A 13,926-nucleotide genomic window follows, 5' to 3' on the forward strand; every position below is an offset into this window, starting at 1 on the left:
ATTGTGTGTTTTATTGTTTTTATTTTGAGAATTACGGGATTCTCAATAGTAACCTAGTTCCAGTTTGAAAAACAAATTGAAAATGACTTAAAATAATTGAATCCGCGATTTGGGATGAGATTCAATCTGAAAATATTGTGTTATAAATTGTATTCTTTTTAGTGTTTTTTTGGGGCAATCACTAAAATATTCTTATACGCTAAAAATCTGCATCAAAGCTGATTTTCTGAGAATCGCTGTCTCCGCCTGAGCCACTATTCATTACTCCGGCTTTTTGATATTCTGAAACTCTTTTTTCAAAGAAATTGGTTTTTCCCTGTAAAGATATCATATCCATAAAGTCAAATGGGTTTGCGGATCCGTAAACACGGTCACACCCTAACTCTACCAATAATCTGTCTGCCACAAACTCCAGGTACTGAGTCATTAAAACCGCATTCATACCGATTAAACTTACCGGAAGAGATTCCGTAACAAATTCTCTTTCAATATTTAAGGCATCAACGATAATTTCTTTAATTCTCTCTTTTGGAACTTTGTTTACTAAATGATGATTGTGCAAATGCACTGCAAAATCACAATGTACCCCTTCGTCACGTGAAATTAATTCGTTAGAAAATGTCAAACCTGGCATTAGTCCACGTTTTTTCAACCAGAAAATAGAACAGAAAGCTCCTGAGAAAAATATACCTTCAACAGCTGCAAAAGCAATAAGTCTTTCAGCAAAAGAATCCGAATCAATCCACTTCAAAGCCCATTCTGCTTTTTTACCGATAGCAGGAAAAACTTCAAGCGCATTAAACAGCTCTGCTTTTTCCGCTTCATCTTTTACATAGGTATCAATAAGAAGAGAATACGTCTCACTGTGAATATTTTCCATCATGATTTGAAAACCATAGAAAAATTTCGCTTCGGCATACTGAACTTCGTTTACAAAGTTCTCTGCAAGGTTTTCATTTACAATTCCGTCAGAAGCAGCAAAAAAAGCTAAAATGTGTTTTACGAAATAACGCTCATCATCAGACAGCTTATTATTCCAGTCATTTAAGTCCTGGTGCAAATCAATTTCTTCTGCAGTCCAAAAGCTCGCTTCCATCTTCTTGTACCAATCCCAAATATCATGGTGTTTGATAGGGAAAATTACGAAACGATTCTTATTTTCTTGTAAAATTGGCTCGACTTGTGACATGGCTTTTATGTTTATTTTTTGTATTGAATTTTTGCTCATTCAGTAGAGTACAAAGATTGTCATTTGTTGGCGAAAATAAAAGCCAAACTTATTCACAATTGGTCGTAGTTTTTAACAACGGACAAAAAGTATGATATTTTTCAGACAATAATTAAATATTTGTAAATGAGGACTTTAATATTGTCATTAATACCTTAAACCCCCGTAAAATATAGACTTTTTACAATAAAAAGCAAGAAATTTTTAATTGTTTTTAAAAGTTTTTTTTTGAGTTAAAACTTTATTTTTTGAGTTAAAATATACCTTTTTAAAGTCGTAACTAAAGGCCGCGGATTTTACGATTTTCTGAGTTCTTCGGCTACTTTTTCGAGCTCTAAATACCAATCCTGACCAAAGCGGCGAATTAGCGCTTCTTTGACAAATTTATACACCGGAACTTCCAATTCCTTACCTAGCGAACAGGCATCGTCACAAATGTCCCATTTATCATAATTGACGGCTGCAAACTCCGTAAAATCTTTTACACGAATTGGATACAAATGACAGGAAACCGGTTTTTTCCAGTCCACGATACCCTGGTTGTAAGCCTGCTCGATTCCACAAAGCGCCGTTTTTCCATCGAAAATAACGTAAGCGCAATCTTTATTGTCAATTAATGGTGTCTCAAGATCACCATCAGTTCCTTTCACCCAGGTGCCCTGCGCTTCAATAGCCGCAATTCCTTCTTTTCTCAAAAAAGGTTTGACTTTCGGATAAATCTCTTCCATGATTTTAGTTTCTGCCTCACTCAAAGGCGCACCGGCATCTCCGTCAACACAGCAGGCTCCTTTACAGGCTGATAAGTTGCACACAAATTCTTTTTCAAGAATATCTTCTGAAATAATGGTTTTTCCTAGTTGAAACATGATATTAAAATACTGAGATTTATAAAGTGCAAAGATAGGCAAAGAAAACAGATGAAAGGAGATTAAATTCTTACTACATCATCGTTGGAGTCTAACCGCAAAGAGCACAAAGTTTTTCGCAAGGATCGCGAAGTTTTATCATCAGCAAAAAACTAATCTTTATAAATGCTGCAGACTATTTGCTTATAAGCTGGCGCCCTTTGCGAAGATCTTTGCGAATCTTTGCGGTGAGAAGAATGTTTTGTTATAAAAATCGTTGTTTTAATAACGGATACATGTTTTTATAACAAAAATGGCCGTCGGCTGATTTTATCAAAAAAAGCCCTAACTTTATTATCTAACTTTGCACATCTTTAAACACTAAATAGAAAAAAGTATGTTAGAAATTGATTTTAAGGAAATTATCACTGTCGGAATGGTACTTTTTGCAGTAATTGATATCGTAGGATCTATTCCGATCATTGTAAACCTAAGAGCAAAAGTGGGCCATATCGAATCTGAAAAAGCTTCCATTGTTGCCGGAATGATTATGATTGTTTTTCTTTTTGTCGGAGAAGGTTTCTTAAGTCTTATTGGTATCGATGTCCATTCGTTTGCCGTTGCAGGTTCTTTTGTACTATTTTTTCTGGCTTTGGAAATGATTTTGGGAATCCGGATCTATCGTGATGAGGAACCCGGATCCGCTTCTATAGTTCCATTAGCGTTTCCGTTAATCGCCGGAGCAGGAACTATGACTACTTTACTTTCCCTTCGCTCCCAGTTTCATACCATCAATATTATTATTGCTATTTTATTGAATATTATATTAGTTTATATTGTTTTGAAATCATCCAAGAAAATCGAAACTTTATTAGGAGAAAACGGACTTGGCGTGGTACGAAAGACATTTGGAGTAATACTTTTAGCGATTGCTGTTAAATTATTCGCTGCTAATGTTAAAGGTTTGTTCGTCTAACGGATATTTTTATAAATTTACCCCATAAAATTTAAAAAATACAATTTTGCGGCAATCCCTGCCGAAGAATTTTACTTTACTATTTTAGACAAACAAACAGCCATTATGAAAATTTTCACTTCAATCTTAGTGCTTTTAGCATTAGCTTTAATTGTTTTTAATATTACATTGCTGGACTTTAAAAACCCTTTCCAGGGTGACAGTGCAGTAGCTTTTATTGGAATAGCAGCTTCTTTTTGCGCCGTTTTGATCCTTTTGATTTTTAGAATTTCCAAAAAAATAGAAGAAAAAACAAACGGCAGATAATATGTTTGACACTTTAATTATCGGCGGAGGCGTTTCGGGCATGTCTTGTGCTCTCGTTTTAGGTTCCGCCAAAAACAAAGCTTTTGCAGGCGATAAAAAAATCGGAATTTTTACGCATCAGAAAAATTCTTCTTTACAGGAAGCGATTTTCTACAATGCTTATGGCATAACGCCAGGTAAACTGGGCTCGGAGTTACTTTCTGAAAGCATACAGGATCTGGCAGTAACGTATCCGCATATTACGCAGATCGCCAATGAAAAAGTAATCAAAGTGGAAGGATCTTTTCCTGAATTTACGGTTACTACCAATAAAAATTCTTACCAGACCAAAAGCATCGTCATAGGAATTGGTTCCGCCAATACTTTTGACATCGAAGGTTTAATGAAGTATATTGAACCTCATAAAAAAGCATTACCGGAAAAGCAACGCATTCAGCTTAAAAACGACGACCATAAAGTAGTGGAAGGCATTTATGTGATCGGGACTTTGGCAGGCTGGAGAAGCCAGCTGGCAATTGCTGCCGGAAGTGGTGCTGCTGTAGCAACCGATATTCTTACTGTATGGAACAATGGTGTTCAGACTCATTCGCACGACAGTATTCGATAATATAAACTTCTTATATAATTAAAAACCATTAAAAGATTAAAGCAGTTAAGTTTTGAAACTTAATTTTCTTAATCTCTTAATGGCTTTTTTTTAATTCCCTAAAGATTTATTTCACCGAAACAATTTCTTTTACCTTGATATGTTTCTCTGTATCTGTTTTCCAGAATTCCCCTTTTAAAGAAACCTCATCACCTTGTTTTAGCACTTTATAATGCTCCGGCCCACCCACATTGACAATACTGATCGTTGCAAAATAAACTTCATTCTTATCTGTGTTAATCTTAGCAGTATAACCATCTTTACCGAATTCAACAGATTCTACTTTTCCGGAAATCGTGTTTTTATCTTTCATACAGGCACAAGAAATTACAAAAGTCATTAAAACAATCAGAGCACCTATTCTTTTTAAATTTTTCATATTATAAATTATTATTTTAACCGTAAAGTTCGCTACTGTTTAAGCGAAATTTGTTACATCCTGTTTTAAAAAATTATTATTATTTGCTGTAGTTTCACTTTAGTTCCGTACAACTGCCTGCAATTACTTTCAGGTCTTCTCCAAATTGTTTCCAAACCCGAATATAACGGAAAACTCCATCCAGCGGATTATTGTCGTAACTGCCTTTTAATAAAACCGCGACACTAACAATTGCTGTATCTCCAATACAATTAATGATTTGATCTGAGGCTTCAAGAAAATCAATTTTCATTTTACCGGACCGATACGTATTCAGATCAAATTCTTTAGTGATCGTTTGTCCGCTGGGTAAGCTGAAAAGCAAATCATCATGCAGGATATTTTCTAAAGCTGAAACATCCGCATTTTTAATTGCAGTCAGAAGTTCAATTTCTGCATTTACAACACTGCTTTTTTCCATTGTATAAAGTTAAAATTACTTTTTTGGACTCAAAACGGCTTTAACCATCGCATCTTCTTTCAGGATTACATCGTAGTAATACAATTCACCATACAATTGTCTGGCAAATTCAGCATTAATATAGCGATTAACCAAAGCTTTGGTTTTATCTAATTTCAAGTCTAAACCAGTCATTAAAATATAATTCCTGAATTTTTTGAAATACTCCTCCGAATTTTTCATCTTAGCCTGAAATTCATTAAAATGAAGTCCTTCAAATGCATTTCGATTTTTGTCCAGCTCTTCAAAAACAAAATGCCCCACAATTCCGGTCTGCATCAGATAGGCCACATTTTCATTTCCGTGTTCTGCCTCCATTGGCACAAAAACATCCGGAACGATTCCGCCTCCGCCGTAGACGATTTTCCCTTTTGGTGTTTTAAATTTTAGGGAATCCGCTACTTTTATGCTGTCTTTCGCATAAAGTTCACCTGATTTAATGCGGTCTTCAGCTTCTTTATAATATTCTTCGTTTCCTTTTTTATATGGTTTCTGGATTGACCTTCCGGTTGGCGTATAATATCTTGCAACAGTCAGCCTTACCGCTGATCCGTCATTAAAATCCATTTCACGCTGCACCAGTCCTTTTCCAAAAGAACGGCGTCCTACAATAATTCCACGGTCATTATCCTGAAGCGCTCCGGCCAGAATCTCACTTGCCGATGCACTATTTTCATTAATCAGGACATATACTTTACCGTTTTCAAAACTTCCCCCTTTATTGGCATACGTTTTATCGGTCGTTCCATTTTTGCTTTTGGTAAAAACAATCAGTTGTTTATCTTTCAGGAATTCATCCGCAATAGCAACCGCCTCTTCCATATAGCCGCCGCCATTGTCACGAAGATCAATGATCAAGGACTGCATTCCTTTTTTTTGTAAACGCGCCAAGCCTGTTTTGAATTCTGTATAAGTGGTTTCCGCAAAACGGTTTATTTTGATATAACCGGTTTTATTTCCAAGAAACAAAGAAGCATCAACACTCTTTATCGGAATAATATCCCTTTTGATTTTAAACTTCAGTTTCTTTTGTTCCGATTTTCTGAAAACAGTAAGTTCTATTTCAGAACCTTTAATTCCTTTTAATTGTGAAAAAAGGCTATCAGAAGGTAGTTTTCTGCCGAACAATTTGGTTTTTCCGGCAAATAAAATCCGGTCTCCGGATTTCAATCCTGCTTTCGCCGAAGGGCCATTTTCAACGGGTCTTATGATGGCAACCGAATCTTTGTACATATAAAAATTGATTCCAATTCCCACGAAGTCCCCTTTCATACTTTCGGCCACTTCTGCCTGTTCGGTTGGGGGAATGTAAACGGAATGCGGATCTAACTTAGACAGTATATTGTCGACCGTCAGATTTACAATCGAATCTGTATTGACGCTGTCTACATATTCGTTATTGATAAAATCAATAAGTTTGTTCAGTTTTGTTTTGGAGTAATTTTTAGCCAAAAGCTGATCATCAACGGGAGCATTCATCAGGCTTCCGAGGACTGTGCCAAGAGCAAATACGGCTCCTATAACAAGGGGTAAATATTTTGAGTTTACTTTCATTTACTCTTCTAAATCGGGAATATGTGCTACTTCAATACCTGCTTTTATTAAAAACTGAATTCCCGAGTCGTCTCTGTATCCATTCTGATACACGACTCTCTTTATGCCTGACTGATGTATCAACTTACTACACTCTTTGCAGGGTGAAAGTGTAATATACAAAGTCGCTCCTTCGCAGGACTGTGTTGATCTTGCTACTTTCAGGATGGCATTTGCCTCGGCATGTAAAACATCCCAGCGCGTTAATCCTTCTTCGTCTTCGCAGCAATTCTCAAATCCGGATGGTGTCCCGTTATAACCATCAGAAATAATCATCCGGTCTTTTACGATAATGGCACCAACCTGTTTCCGTTTACAATACGAAAGTAAACTCCACTCTTTGGCAATTCGCAAATACGCTTTATCGTATTTATTTATTTTATTTACTTCCATTTATTTTATCTGTTCCAAATAGGGCTTTCAATAATCATAGGAATGACCACTCCAATAATAAAAGCTGACATTACCAATGCCCAGTCGCGTTTCGAAAAACGAAAAACCGTCTGCACTATATATGATAATAACAAAGCCACAAAGACTACTACGAGTTGCGCTACTTCAATTCCTAATGCAAATTCTCCCAAAGGTAGTAATTTTGAGGTTGCGCTACCTCCTAATATCGTCTTGAAATAATTTGAAAATCCAAGTCCGTGTATAATACCAAAAAACAAGGTCACAAAAAAGATCAGATTCACGCCGTCATTTTTAGATGCTTTGCCTGCTGTAAACAAATGATACAAAGCCGTTATTAAAATGGTGATCGGAATTAAGAACTCCACAATATTCACTTTTACAGTTATAATTCCAAAAACAGAAAGTACCAAAGCTACGGTATGACCGATTGTAAAAACGGAAACGAGCAATAAAATACGTTTCCAGTCTTTAAAGGTGTAAGGAACTGTTAATGCGATTAAAAAAAGAACGTGATCGTAGGCATGAATATCTAAAACATGCTTTAATCCTATTTGAAAATAAATCCAAAATTGTGACATAGCGGTACTAGTATTAATTGATTAAGGGGTTGTAAACTTACGATTAATTTTGAAAATTCAAGAAAACCCTGCTTTAAAACAACGAAGAAAAATAAGTTAAATTTTATGAGAAATTTAAATTTGTTAAATTAAAATAAGATTTATCTTTGCTCGATAAAAAACCGATTAATTATGTCATTTTCAGAATTATTTGATAACGAATTCAAACAAAGAAATAAAGGTCATTTCTCTGCAATTGTACGTGTAGCTTTTGCTGACGGAAAAATTAATGAGGAAGAGCAATCTTTTCTTGACAAACTAGCTTCAAGACTAGAAATTTCAGAAGAAGAATACAAGGAGATCCTTAACGATCCGTGGAAGCACCCCATAAACCCACCTTATTTATATGCACAACGCGTTGAACGTTTGTATGATTTAGCGAGAATGGTACATATTGACCACCATTTAGGAGACCAACAGGAAGTGATGTTAAAACGTATGGCACTGGCTTTAGGTTTTACACCCGGAAACGTTGATTATATTGTTTCTAAAGCGTTATGCCTGATTGATAAAAAAGTTGATTTGGATACTTTTTCATTCGAAATGGAAAACATGAATAAATAGTTTACAGTCACAGTTGACAGTTTTAGACTGAATAGCGAGACTGAGAATAAAATAAAAAAACCGACAAATCGTAGATTCTGTCGGTTTTTTTATATCTGTAAACCCGACAACAGGTTTTAAAACCTGCCGGGTTTGGTAACTGAGACTGAAAACCGAGACTGAGACTTACTTCGCCTCTGCCATAAATTCTTCGGCTTTTTCGACCATATTATAACTTCCGCAGAAGAAAGGAACCCTTTGATGCAGTTCGGTTGGCTGGATTTCCATAATTCGTCCGAAACCATCTGTTGCTTTTCCTCCCGCCTGTTCTGCAATAAACGCCATTGGATTGCATTCATACAACAAACGTAATTTTCCTTTTGGTGCTTTCGAACTCGTTGGATACAAATAAATTCCGCCTTTGATCATATTTCGATGAAAATCAGACACCAGACTTCCGATATATCTGGAAGTATACGGTCTGTCTTCTTCTTCTCTCTGACAATATTTGATGTAGTTTTTTACGCCCTGCGGAAAATGTACATAATTACCTTCGTTTACCGAATAGATGTTTCCGTCAACCGGAAATTTCATATTGGGATGTGACAGATAAAATGTTCCGATAGCCGGATTTAAAGTAAACCCGTTTACGCCGTGGCCTGTGGTGTAGACTAACATTGTTGATGTTCCGTAAATCACATATCCGGCAGCCACCTGATTTACGCCCGGCTGCAGAAAATCTTCGCTGGTCACCGGAGTTCCAATTGGCGTAATTCTTCTGAAAACAGAAAAGATAGTTCCCAAAGAAACATTGACATCGATGTTTGATGATCCGTCTAAAGGATCCATTAAGATCACGTACTTATTATTATGACTGTTGTCGCTCCCCTGAACAGTAATAAAATCGTCGTTTTCTTCAGAAGCAATACCACAGACAATCTCACGGTTTATTAACGTCTGGATAAATACTTCGTTGGCATAGACATCTAGTTTTTGCTGGTCTTCTCCCTGAATATTCTGCTCGCCTGCTGCGCCAATAATATCCACTAATCCTGCTTTGTTTACTTTATAGTTGACCACTTTTGCCGCCAAACGTATAGAGTTGATAATTCGGGATAACTCCCCCGATGAGTATTGAAATGCTTTTTGGTTCTCAATAATAAACTCTCCCAGTGTTTTATTGCGTTCTTCCATTACTATATCGTTGTAGTTTTAATTTTAAGTCACAAATATCGTTTTTTTTGTGAGAATGGTTTAAAAATTATTTCGTTAGTTTGCTACTATTGTATATTTGGTAACCAAAAGCAAAAATTGAGTACTAAAACCATACTATTTTAGCTAATAAACGCTTAATAATAAGAATATATGAATATTAGAAAAGGAAATCCGGAAGACATGGAATCGGTTTTAGGATTAATACAGGAGCTGGCAATATTCGAAAAAGAGCCCGATGCAGTTGTAATAACAGTAGATGATTTAGTACGTGACGGTTTTGGCGAAAACCCTTTGTTTCATGTATTTGTGGCAGAGGTTGAAGAAGAAATTGTTGGAATCGCCTTATATTACTACCGTTACTCTACCTGGAAAGGAAAAACCATACATCTGGAAGATTTAATTGTCAAGGATAAAATGCGTGGTACCGGTCTGGGCTCTGCCCTCTACGCCGAAATCATGAAGCAGGGAAAAAAAGATAACGTAAGAAGAGTAGAATGGAATGTTCTGGCCTGGAATACGCCGGCGGTAAAATTCTATGAAAATTCCGGTGCACGAATCCTTGAAGACTGGCAGGTGGTTCAAATGGACGAAGCGGGAATTAATTCTTTTCTGGAAAAATAATCACAAAATACATTTTGCCACGAATTACACGAATTAGCACGAATTGATTAGTATATATTCGTGGAATTCGTGGAAAAAAATAACAAAGTACCAGATTTCAATTCAAGCTGAAATCTAAAATTAAAAATCTAAAATTAAGAATGAGAGTATTTAAATTTGGAGGAGCGTCCGTAAAAGATGCCGAAGGAATCAAAAACGTATATGACGTTTTGCAAAAAGTGGGTTATGAGGATGTGATTCTGGTTGTTTCGGCAATGGGAAAAACAACAAACGCGCTTGAAGTGGTAATCAAAAATTATTTTGATAAATCAGGGGAACTGAATTCTTCTGTACAGGAGATAAAAAAATACCACAATCAGATATTAGTGGACTTGTTTGATGATGAAAAGCACCCTGTTTTTGCAGCGGTAACAGCACAATTTTCGGATCTGGAATATTTTTTAGCACATAACAAATCTCCAAATTACAACTTTGTTTATGATCAGGTGGTAAGCTTTGGTGAACTGATTTCGACTACAATTCTGAGCCATTTTATGAATTTTATGGGCATCAAAACACAATGGCTGGATGTACGTGAATTCATAAAAACCGATTCCAACTACCGTGATGCTGAAGTAGACTGGGAAGCAACCCAAAAGAATATCAGCAAAAATGTACCCCGAAAAACATTAAACATCACTCAGGGATTTTTGGGTGCGGACGAAAATAATTTCACTACGACTTTAGGCCGTGAGGGTTCCGATTACACTGCCGGAATTTTCGCTTATTGCCTGAATGCCGAAAGCGTAACAATCTGGAAAGATGTTCCCGGCGTTATGAATGCCGATCCGCGTTATTTTGAAAATGCGAGTTTGCTTAATCAGATTTCGTATCGTGAAGCTATCGAACTGGCCTTTTACGGTGCAACTGTCATTCACCCGAAAACATTACAGCCTTTACAGAAAAAAGAAATTCCGCTGTATGTAAAATCATTTATCAATCCTTTACTAAAAGGAACCTGTGTATCAAAAGGAGTTGACTTAGAACCGCAATATCCGTGTTTTATCGTAAAAAGAAACCAGCTTCTGATTTCGCTTTCCTCGATTGATTTCTCTTTTATCATGGAGGAAAACATTAGTGAAATTTTTGCTCTGTTCCACGAATTCAAAATCAAGGTCAACCTAATTCAGAATTCTGCAATTAGTTTTTCGGTTTGTGTGGAAGATAAATTTGAGAATTTTAATGACCTGAATGCAATCCTCTCCAAGAAATTCAAAGTGGATTACAACGAGAATGTGACTTTATACACGATTCGTCACTTCACCGAACAGGCAGCCCAGACTGTTGAAGAAAACAAAGCGGTTTTATTAAAACAGGTAAGCCGTGAAACGATGCAGATTGTGACGAAAGAGATCAATTAATTTTTTCTGGCTTTACCGTTAATTATAGAATTCAAAAATACTCAAAAGACTTCATTTCATAAATGAGGTCTTTTTTTTTACTATTCTGCTCTATTATTTTTTAGATCTTCAATGATTGCTTTGAGTACAAGAATTTCACCTTCACGTATCATTATTATTTCCCTATACACATTAAGCAATGCACTTAGCATTTCATTTTCTTTTATCAAATCATTATTTTTGGTAATTGTTTCTTCCTCATCCTTCACCAGTTCTTCCGGTGTCAACTGGAAAAATTCGCAGATTCTGTTGATGTAACTCGCCCATGAACAGCTTTCACCTCTTTCTATGCGTGCATAAGCAGATTGGGACATACACAAACCATTTGCTGCTGCTTCCTGAGACATGTCATTAGCCTGACGTAACTTTTTTAGCTTATTTCCTACTATCCTATTCATATAATCAACATTTTCGGCAGTAAACATAGGAAATATTTTACATTAAACCGAAAATCGGTTTTAAATAACCGAAAATCGACTAAGACCTATTTGAAATGATTCGTAAGTTTGTTCTCATAAATTAAGTTGATTACTAATTATTAAAGTACTTTATTATGAAAAAGATTTTACTAATCACATTATTACTATTTATTAGTCTGCTAAACTCATGTAGTACGAATGATCCAATAAAACAAGAATCTCCTGAAAATATTGATTATGCTATTTTAAATAAATCCATAGACAATCAGATTAACATCTTCCACAAAATACATTTCAACGAAGACAATATCGATCAATATCTTAAATATTTTAAAACAGTTCCAGCTAAGGAAATGGAGAATAAAAATATTCCCAAAGAAACTACAATTAAAATTACACTAGCACCTCATTACAATAATAAGGAAAGTCAATTCATGCTTAGTTTTTATCAGAATTTAGTGAACTGTTATGATAATAAAATTATCGTGCTTTTAAATTCAAAAAGAATTTCACTTAACGAAGGTGGTTTTTCATCAGAATTTAAAGAGGAAACTAATTTTATATTCAATACGATTGAAAAAACTACAAATGAAATAAGCAATATTTTAAACAAATCACAAATCAACAGAACTGGAAAAAGCTCAGGTTTCGGAGACTGTGTTGCAAAACAAGGCAAAAATATTGGAAGAGCTGTAGCTACTGGAGCTTTGGTGGGTGCTGTTAGTGGCGCAATAACAGGCGCAACAGTTGGAACTGTCTCACTACCAGGAGTAGGAACAGCAACCGGAATAGTAGCAGGAGCAGTTTTTGGAGCAGCTAAAGGCGCTGTTGGCAGTGGTCTTACAACCTTTGCGTGGGTACTTGTAGATTGCGTAATGGAACGTAAAGAATCAAAAATCTTGCATATAAATTATAAGGATCTTTATAATGATATCTTACTTGCAAATGACTCGGACAAAACAGATTCTAACATTTTTGACAACTCTGATTCACTAATAAATACTGTTTTACTAGCTGACGAAAGTACTACGATAAAATTTATTAAATAACATTATGAAACCCAACAATATAAAAAAACTCATTTTAATTAACAACTACATAGTTAGCCCAGTATATATTATTTTAATGTTTTGGTTATTTTTTTTTAATTGGGAACCCTTTTCTATAGAAGAAATAATCGCTCACAGATGTGACTTAAAAATGTATTTAGCATTTATTTGGGCTATTATTAGTCTTATTCTGTTGCGTTGGGGAATGAAATATCCCAAGAAAATTCCTTAATCCCCTCACTTAATTTATGAAAAACCCTTTTTTCAAGTACTTAATACTTTCTATTCTCTTTATTCTAATTGCAGAAATTTTTAAGAAAGCGATTCATTTTGATTATTTACCTTTCCATTCATTTTCCGAGCAACTCATCTCTAAACAGATTGAAAATTTCATCGGCTTTCAAAAAAAACGGCAATGGATCGGGTATGTGTTTATTCCGGTCATTCTCCTAATTAAAACTATGCTAATTGCTACTATACTTTATATTGGCCTGACTTTCTCTGACAGGGAGTTAAAGTTTTATCGTCTTTGGGACGCTGTCATAAAAGCAGAATGTATCTTTTTACTAGTTCCTGTTTTCAAAATTATCTGGTTTTATTTTTTCCAGACCAGTTACTCTTTAAAAGATATTCAGAACTTCTATCCGTTATCAGCACTAAATATTATTGAGTACAAAGAGCTGCAAAAGTGGTCTATTTATCCTCTTCAAATTTTAAACTTATTTGAATTAACCTATATTATTTACTTAGCACATCAGGTTGGTCATTTAACAAATACCAATACAGATAATGGGCTAAAAATAGTAGGGTACAGTTACGTGCATGCCTTATTGCTTTGGGTAATTACCATAATGTTCTTCACGCGAAACTATTACTAAAAAAAAAATGTGCTGCATTTTTTATTTTACACCGCTTCAATATCCTTAAAAATCTTGCTGACACGATTTATCTTTTAGACAATAAAATCATAACTCACTTTGAAACCAGCACCATTTAATGCAAACACCATACTTTTTATAGTGATTACTGGAAATTCGAATAGCAAAATCAGGTTTTGTCCAAAAGCAAAGCCTTTTCTGTTTTAGCAGACTGCCTTTTCATTTTACCACTATTAAATACTACTTTTGACTTTTTGGA

At 35.3% G+C, this 13,926-nt stretch carries 17 protein-coding genes; 8 read left to right on the top strand and 9 right to left on the bottom strand.

The features are described 5' to 3' along the window. Positions 1-199: 199 nt before the first annotated feature. Positions 200-1,189 (bottom strand): ribonucleotide-diphosphate reductase subunit beta, encoded by a 990-nt coding sequence (locus GJU43_RS14485; RefSeq protein ID WP_154341476.1) that lies wholly within the window; start codon positions 1,187-1,189, stop codon positions 200-202. Between the two features lie 335 nt (positions 1,190-1,524). Next, positions 1,525-2,094 (bottom strand): DUF3109 family protein, encoded by a 570-nt coding sequence (locus tag GJU43_RS14490; RefSeq protein ID WP_154341477.1) that lies wholly within the window; start codon positions 2,092-2,094, stop codon positions 1,525-1,527. 376 nt (positions 2,095-2,470) lie between these two features. On the opposite strand from GJU43_RS14490, the gene GJU43_RS14495 reads away from it, so the two are divergent. The 3 genes from GJU43_RS14495 (at position 2,471) to GJU43_RS14505 (ending at position 3,962) form a co-directional block, all read left to right on the top strand. Continuing rightward, a complete protein-coding gene (locus tag GJU43_RS14495; RefSeq protein ID WP_127340463.1) occupies positions 2,471-3,049 on the top strand; it encodes a MarC family protein in 579 nt (192 codons plus the stop codon). A gap of 105 nt (positions 3,050-3,154) precedes the next feature. Continuing rightward, entirely contained in the window at positions 3,155-3,355 is a 201-nt protein-coding gene (locus tag GJU43_RS14500; RefSeq protein WP_047778985.1) for a hypothetical protein, read from the top strand. A 1-nt stretch (position 3,356) separates the two neighbouring features. After that, positions 3,357-3,962, top strand: a complete 606-nt coding sequence (locus GJU43_RS14505; RefSeq protein ID WP_154341478.1) for an FAD-dependent oxidoreductase — start codon at positions 3,357-3,359, stop codon at positions 3,960-3,962. A 106-nt stretch (positions 3,963-4,068) separates the two neighbouring features. Here GJU43_RS14505 and GJU43_RS14510 read toward each other — a convergent pair whose 3' ends face one another. The 5 genes from GJU43_RS14510 to GJU43_RS14530 form a co-directional block, all read right to left on the bottom strand. Continuing rightward, complete coding sequence (locus GJU43_RS14510) at positions 4,069-4,380, bottom strand: hypothetical protein (protein WP_154341479.1); 312 nt, start codon at positions 4,378-4,380, stop codon at positions 4,069-4,071. Between the two features lie 94 nt (positions 4,381-4,474). Further along, a complete protein-coding gene (locus GJU43_RS14515) occupies positions 4,475-4,840 on the bottom strand; it encodes a nuclear transport factor 2 family protein (protein WP_154341480.1) in 366 nt (121 codons plus the stop codon). A gap of 15 nt (positions 4,841-4,855) precedes the next feature. Beyond that, positions 4,856-6,433 (bottom strand): S41 family peptidase, encoded by a 1,578-nt coding sequence (locus GJU43_RS14520; RefSeq protein WP_154341481.1) that lies wholly within the window; start codon positions 6,431-6,433, stop codon positions 4,856-4,858. Then, positions 6,434-6,865 carry a dCMP deaminase family protein gene (locus tag GJU43_RS14525; protein ID WP_154341482.1) on the bottom strand — a complete coding sequence of 144 codons (432 nt, stop codon included), beginning with the start codon at positions 6,863-6,865 and terminating at the stop codon, positions 6,434-6,436. A gap of 5 nt (positions 6,866-6,870) precedes the next feature. Next, positions 6,871-7,464 carry a HupE/UreJ family protein gene (locus tag GJU43_RS14530; RefSeq protein ID WP_154341483.1) on the bottom strand — a complete coding sequence of 198 codons (594 nt, stop codon included), beginning with the start codon at positions 7,462-7,464 and terminating at the stop codon, positions 6,871-6,873. Between the two features lie 171 nt (positions 7,465-7,635). Here GJU43_RS14530 and GJU43_RS14535 point away from each other — a divergent pair, with 171 nt between their 5' ends. Next, entirely contained in the window at positions 7,636-8,067 is a 432-nt protein-coding gene (locus GJU43_RS14535) for a TerB family tellurite resistance protein (RefSeq protein WP_154341484.1), read from the top strand. Between the two features lie 165 nt (positions 8,068-8,232). On the opposite strand, the gene fbp is transcribed toward GJU43_RS14535, so the two are convergent. Next, positions 8,233-9,240: a class 1 fructose-bisphosphatase gene (gene fbp, locus GJU43_RS14540; protein WP_154341485.1), complete on the bottom strand. Its 1,008-nt coding sequence runs from the start codon at positions 9,238-9,240 to the stop codon at positions 8,233-8,235. Between the two features lie 171 nt (positions 9,241-9,411). Between fbp and GJU43_RS14545 the strand changes: the two genes are divergently transcribed. Beyond that, on the top strand, positions 9,412-9,882 hold the full coding sequence (locus tag GJU43_RS14545) for a GNAT family N-acetyltransferase (protein ID WP_154341486.1): 471 nt from the start codon (positions 9,412-9,414) through the stop codon (positions 9,880-9,882). Between the two features lie 140 nt (positions 9,883-10,022). Continuing rightward, positions 10,023-11,282: an aspartate kinase gene (locus tag GJU43_RS14550; protein WP_154341487.1), complete on the top strand. Its 1,260-nt coding sequence runs from the start codon at positions 10,023-10,025 to the stop codon at positions 11,280-11,282. Between the two features lie 80 nt (positions 11,283-11,362). On the opposite strand, the gene GJU43_RS14555 is transcribed toward GJU43_RS14550, so the two are convergent. Next, entirely contained in the window at positions 11,363-11,719 is a 357-nt protein-coding gene (locus GJU43_RS14555; protein ID WP_195760051.1) for a helix-turn-helix domain-containing protein, read from the bottom strand. Positions 11,720-11,874: 155 nt separating this feature from the next. Between GJU43_RS14555 and GJU43_RS14560 the strand changes: the two genes are divergently transcribed. Beyond that, entirely contained in the window at positions 11,875-12,789 is a 915-nt protein-coding gene (locus GJU43_RS14560) for a glycine zipper family protein (protein WP_154341489.1), read from the top strand. A 461-nt stretch (positions 12,790-13,250) separates the two neighbouring features. Continuing rightward, complete coding sequence (locus GJU43_RS14565) at positions 13,251-13,667, top strand: hypothetical protein (protein ID WP_154341490.1); 417 nt, start codon at positions 13,251-13,253, stop codon at positions 13,665-13,667. Positions 13,668-13,926 lie beyond the last annotated feature (259 nt).

The organism is Flavobacterium sp. LC2016-23, assembly GCF_009674775.1.
Lineage (GTDB): Bacteria > Bacteroidota > Bacteroidia > Flavobacteriales > Flavobacteriaceae > Flavobacterium.

Excerpts from the sequence above, each read along its gene's own strand:
- GJU43_RS14485 (WP_154341476.1), bottom strand. The coding sequence starts at position 1,189 with ATGTCACAAGTCGAGCCAATTTTACAAGAAAATAAGAATCGTTTCGTA.
- GJU43_RS14490 (WP_154341477.1), bottom strand. The coding sequence starts at position 2,094 with ATGTTTCAACTAGGAAAAACCATTATTTCAGAAGATATTCTTGAAAAA.
- GJU43_RS14495 (WP_127340463.1), top strand. The coding sequence starts at position 2,471 with ATGTTAGAAATTGATTTTAAGGAAATTATCACTGTCGGAATGGTACTT.
- GJU43_RS14500 (WP_047778985.1), top strand. The coding sequence starts at position 3,155 with ATGAAAATTTTCACTTCAATCTTAGTGCTTTTAGCATTAGCTTTAATT.
- GJU43_RS14505 (WP_154341478.1), top strand. The coding sequence starts at position 3,357 with ATGTTTGACACTTTAATTATCGGCGGAGGCGTTTCGGGCATGTCTTGT.
- GJU43_RS14510 (WP_154341479.1), bottom strand. The coding sequence starts at position 4,380 with ATGAAAAATTTAAAAAGAATAGGTGCTCTGATTGTTTTAATGACTTTT.
- GJU43_RS14515 (WP_154341480.1), bottom strand. The coding sequence starts at position 4,840 with ATGGAAAAAAGCAGTGTTGTAAATGCAGAAATTGAACTTCTGACTGCA.
- GJU43_RS14520 (WP_154341481.1), bottom strand. The coding sequence starts at position 6,433 with ATGAAAGTAAACTCAAAATATTTACCCCTTGTTATAGGAGCCGTATTT.
- GJU43_RS14525 (WP_154341482.1), bottom strand. The coding sequence starts at position 6,865 with ATGGAAGTAAATAAAATAAATAAATACGATAAAGCGTATTTGCGAATT.
- GJU43_RS14530 (WP_154341483.1), bottom strand. The coding sequence starts at position 7,464 with ATGTCACAATTTTGGATTTATTTTCAAATAGGATTAAAGCATGTTTTA.
- GJU43_RS14535 (WP_154341484.1), top strand. The coding sequence starts at position 7,636 with ATGTCATTTTCAGAATTATTTGATAACGAATTCAAACAAAGAAATAAA.
- fbp (WP_154341485.1), bottom strand. The coding sequence starts at position 9,240 with ATGGAAGAACGCAATAAAACACTGGGAGAGTTTATTATTGAGAACCAA.
- GJU43_RS14545 (WP_154341486.1), top strand. The coding sequence starts at position 9,412 with ATGAATATTAGAAAAGGAAATCCGGAAGACATGGAATCGGTTTTAGGA.
- GJU43_RS14550 (WP_154341487.1), top strand. The coding sequence starts at position 10,023 with ATGAGAGTATTTAAATTTGGAGGAGCGTCCGTAAAAGATGCCGAAGGA.
- GJU43_RS14555 (WP_195760051.1), bottom strand. The coding sequence starts at position 11,719 with ATGAATAGGATAGTAGGAAATAAGCTAAAAAAGTTACGTCAGGCTAAT.
- GJU43_RS14560 (WP_154341489.1), top strand. The coding sequence starts at position 11,875 with ATGAAAAAGATTTTACTAATCACATTATTACTATTTATTAGTCTGCTA.
- GJU43_RS14565 (WP_154341490.1), top strand. The coding sequence starts at position 13,251 with ATGCTAATTGCTACTATACTTTATATTGGCCTGACTTTCTCTGACAGG.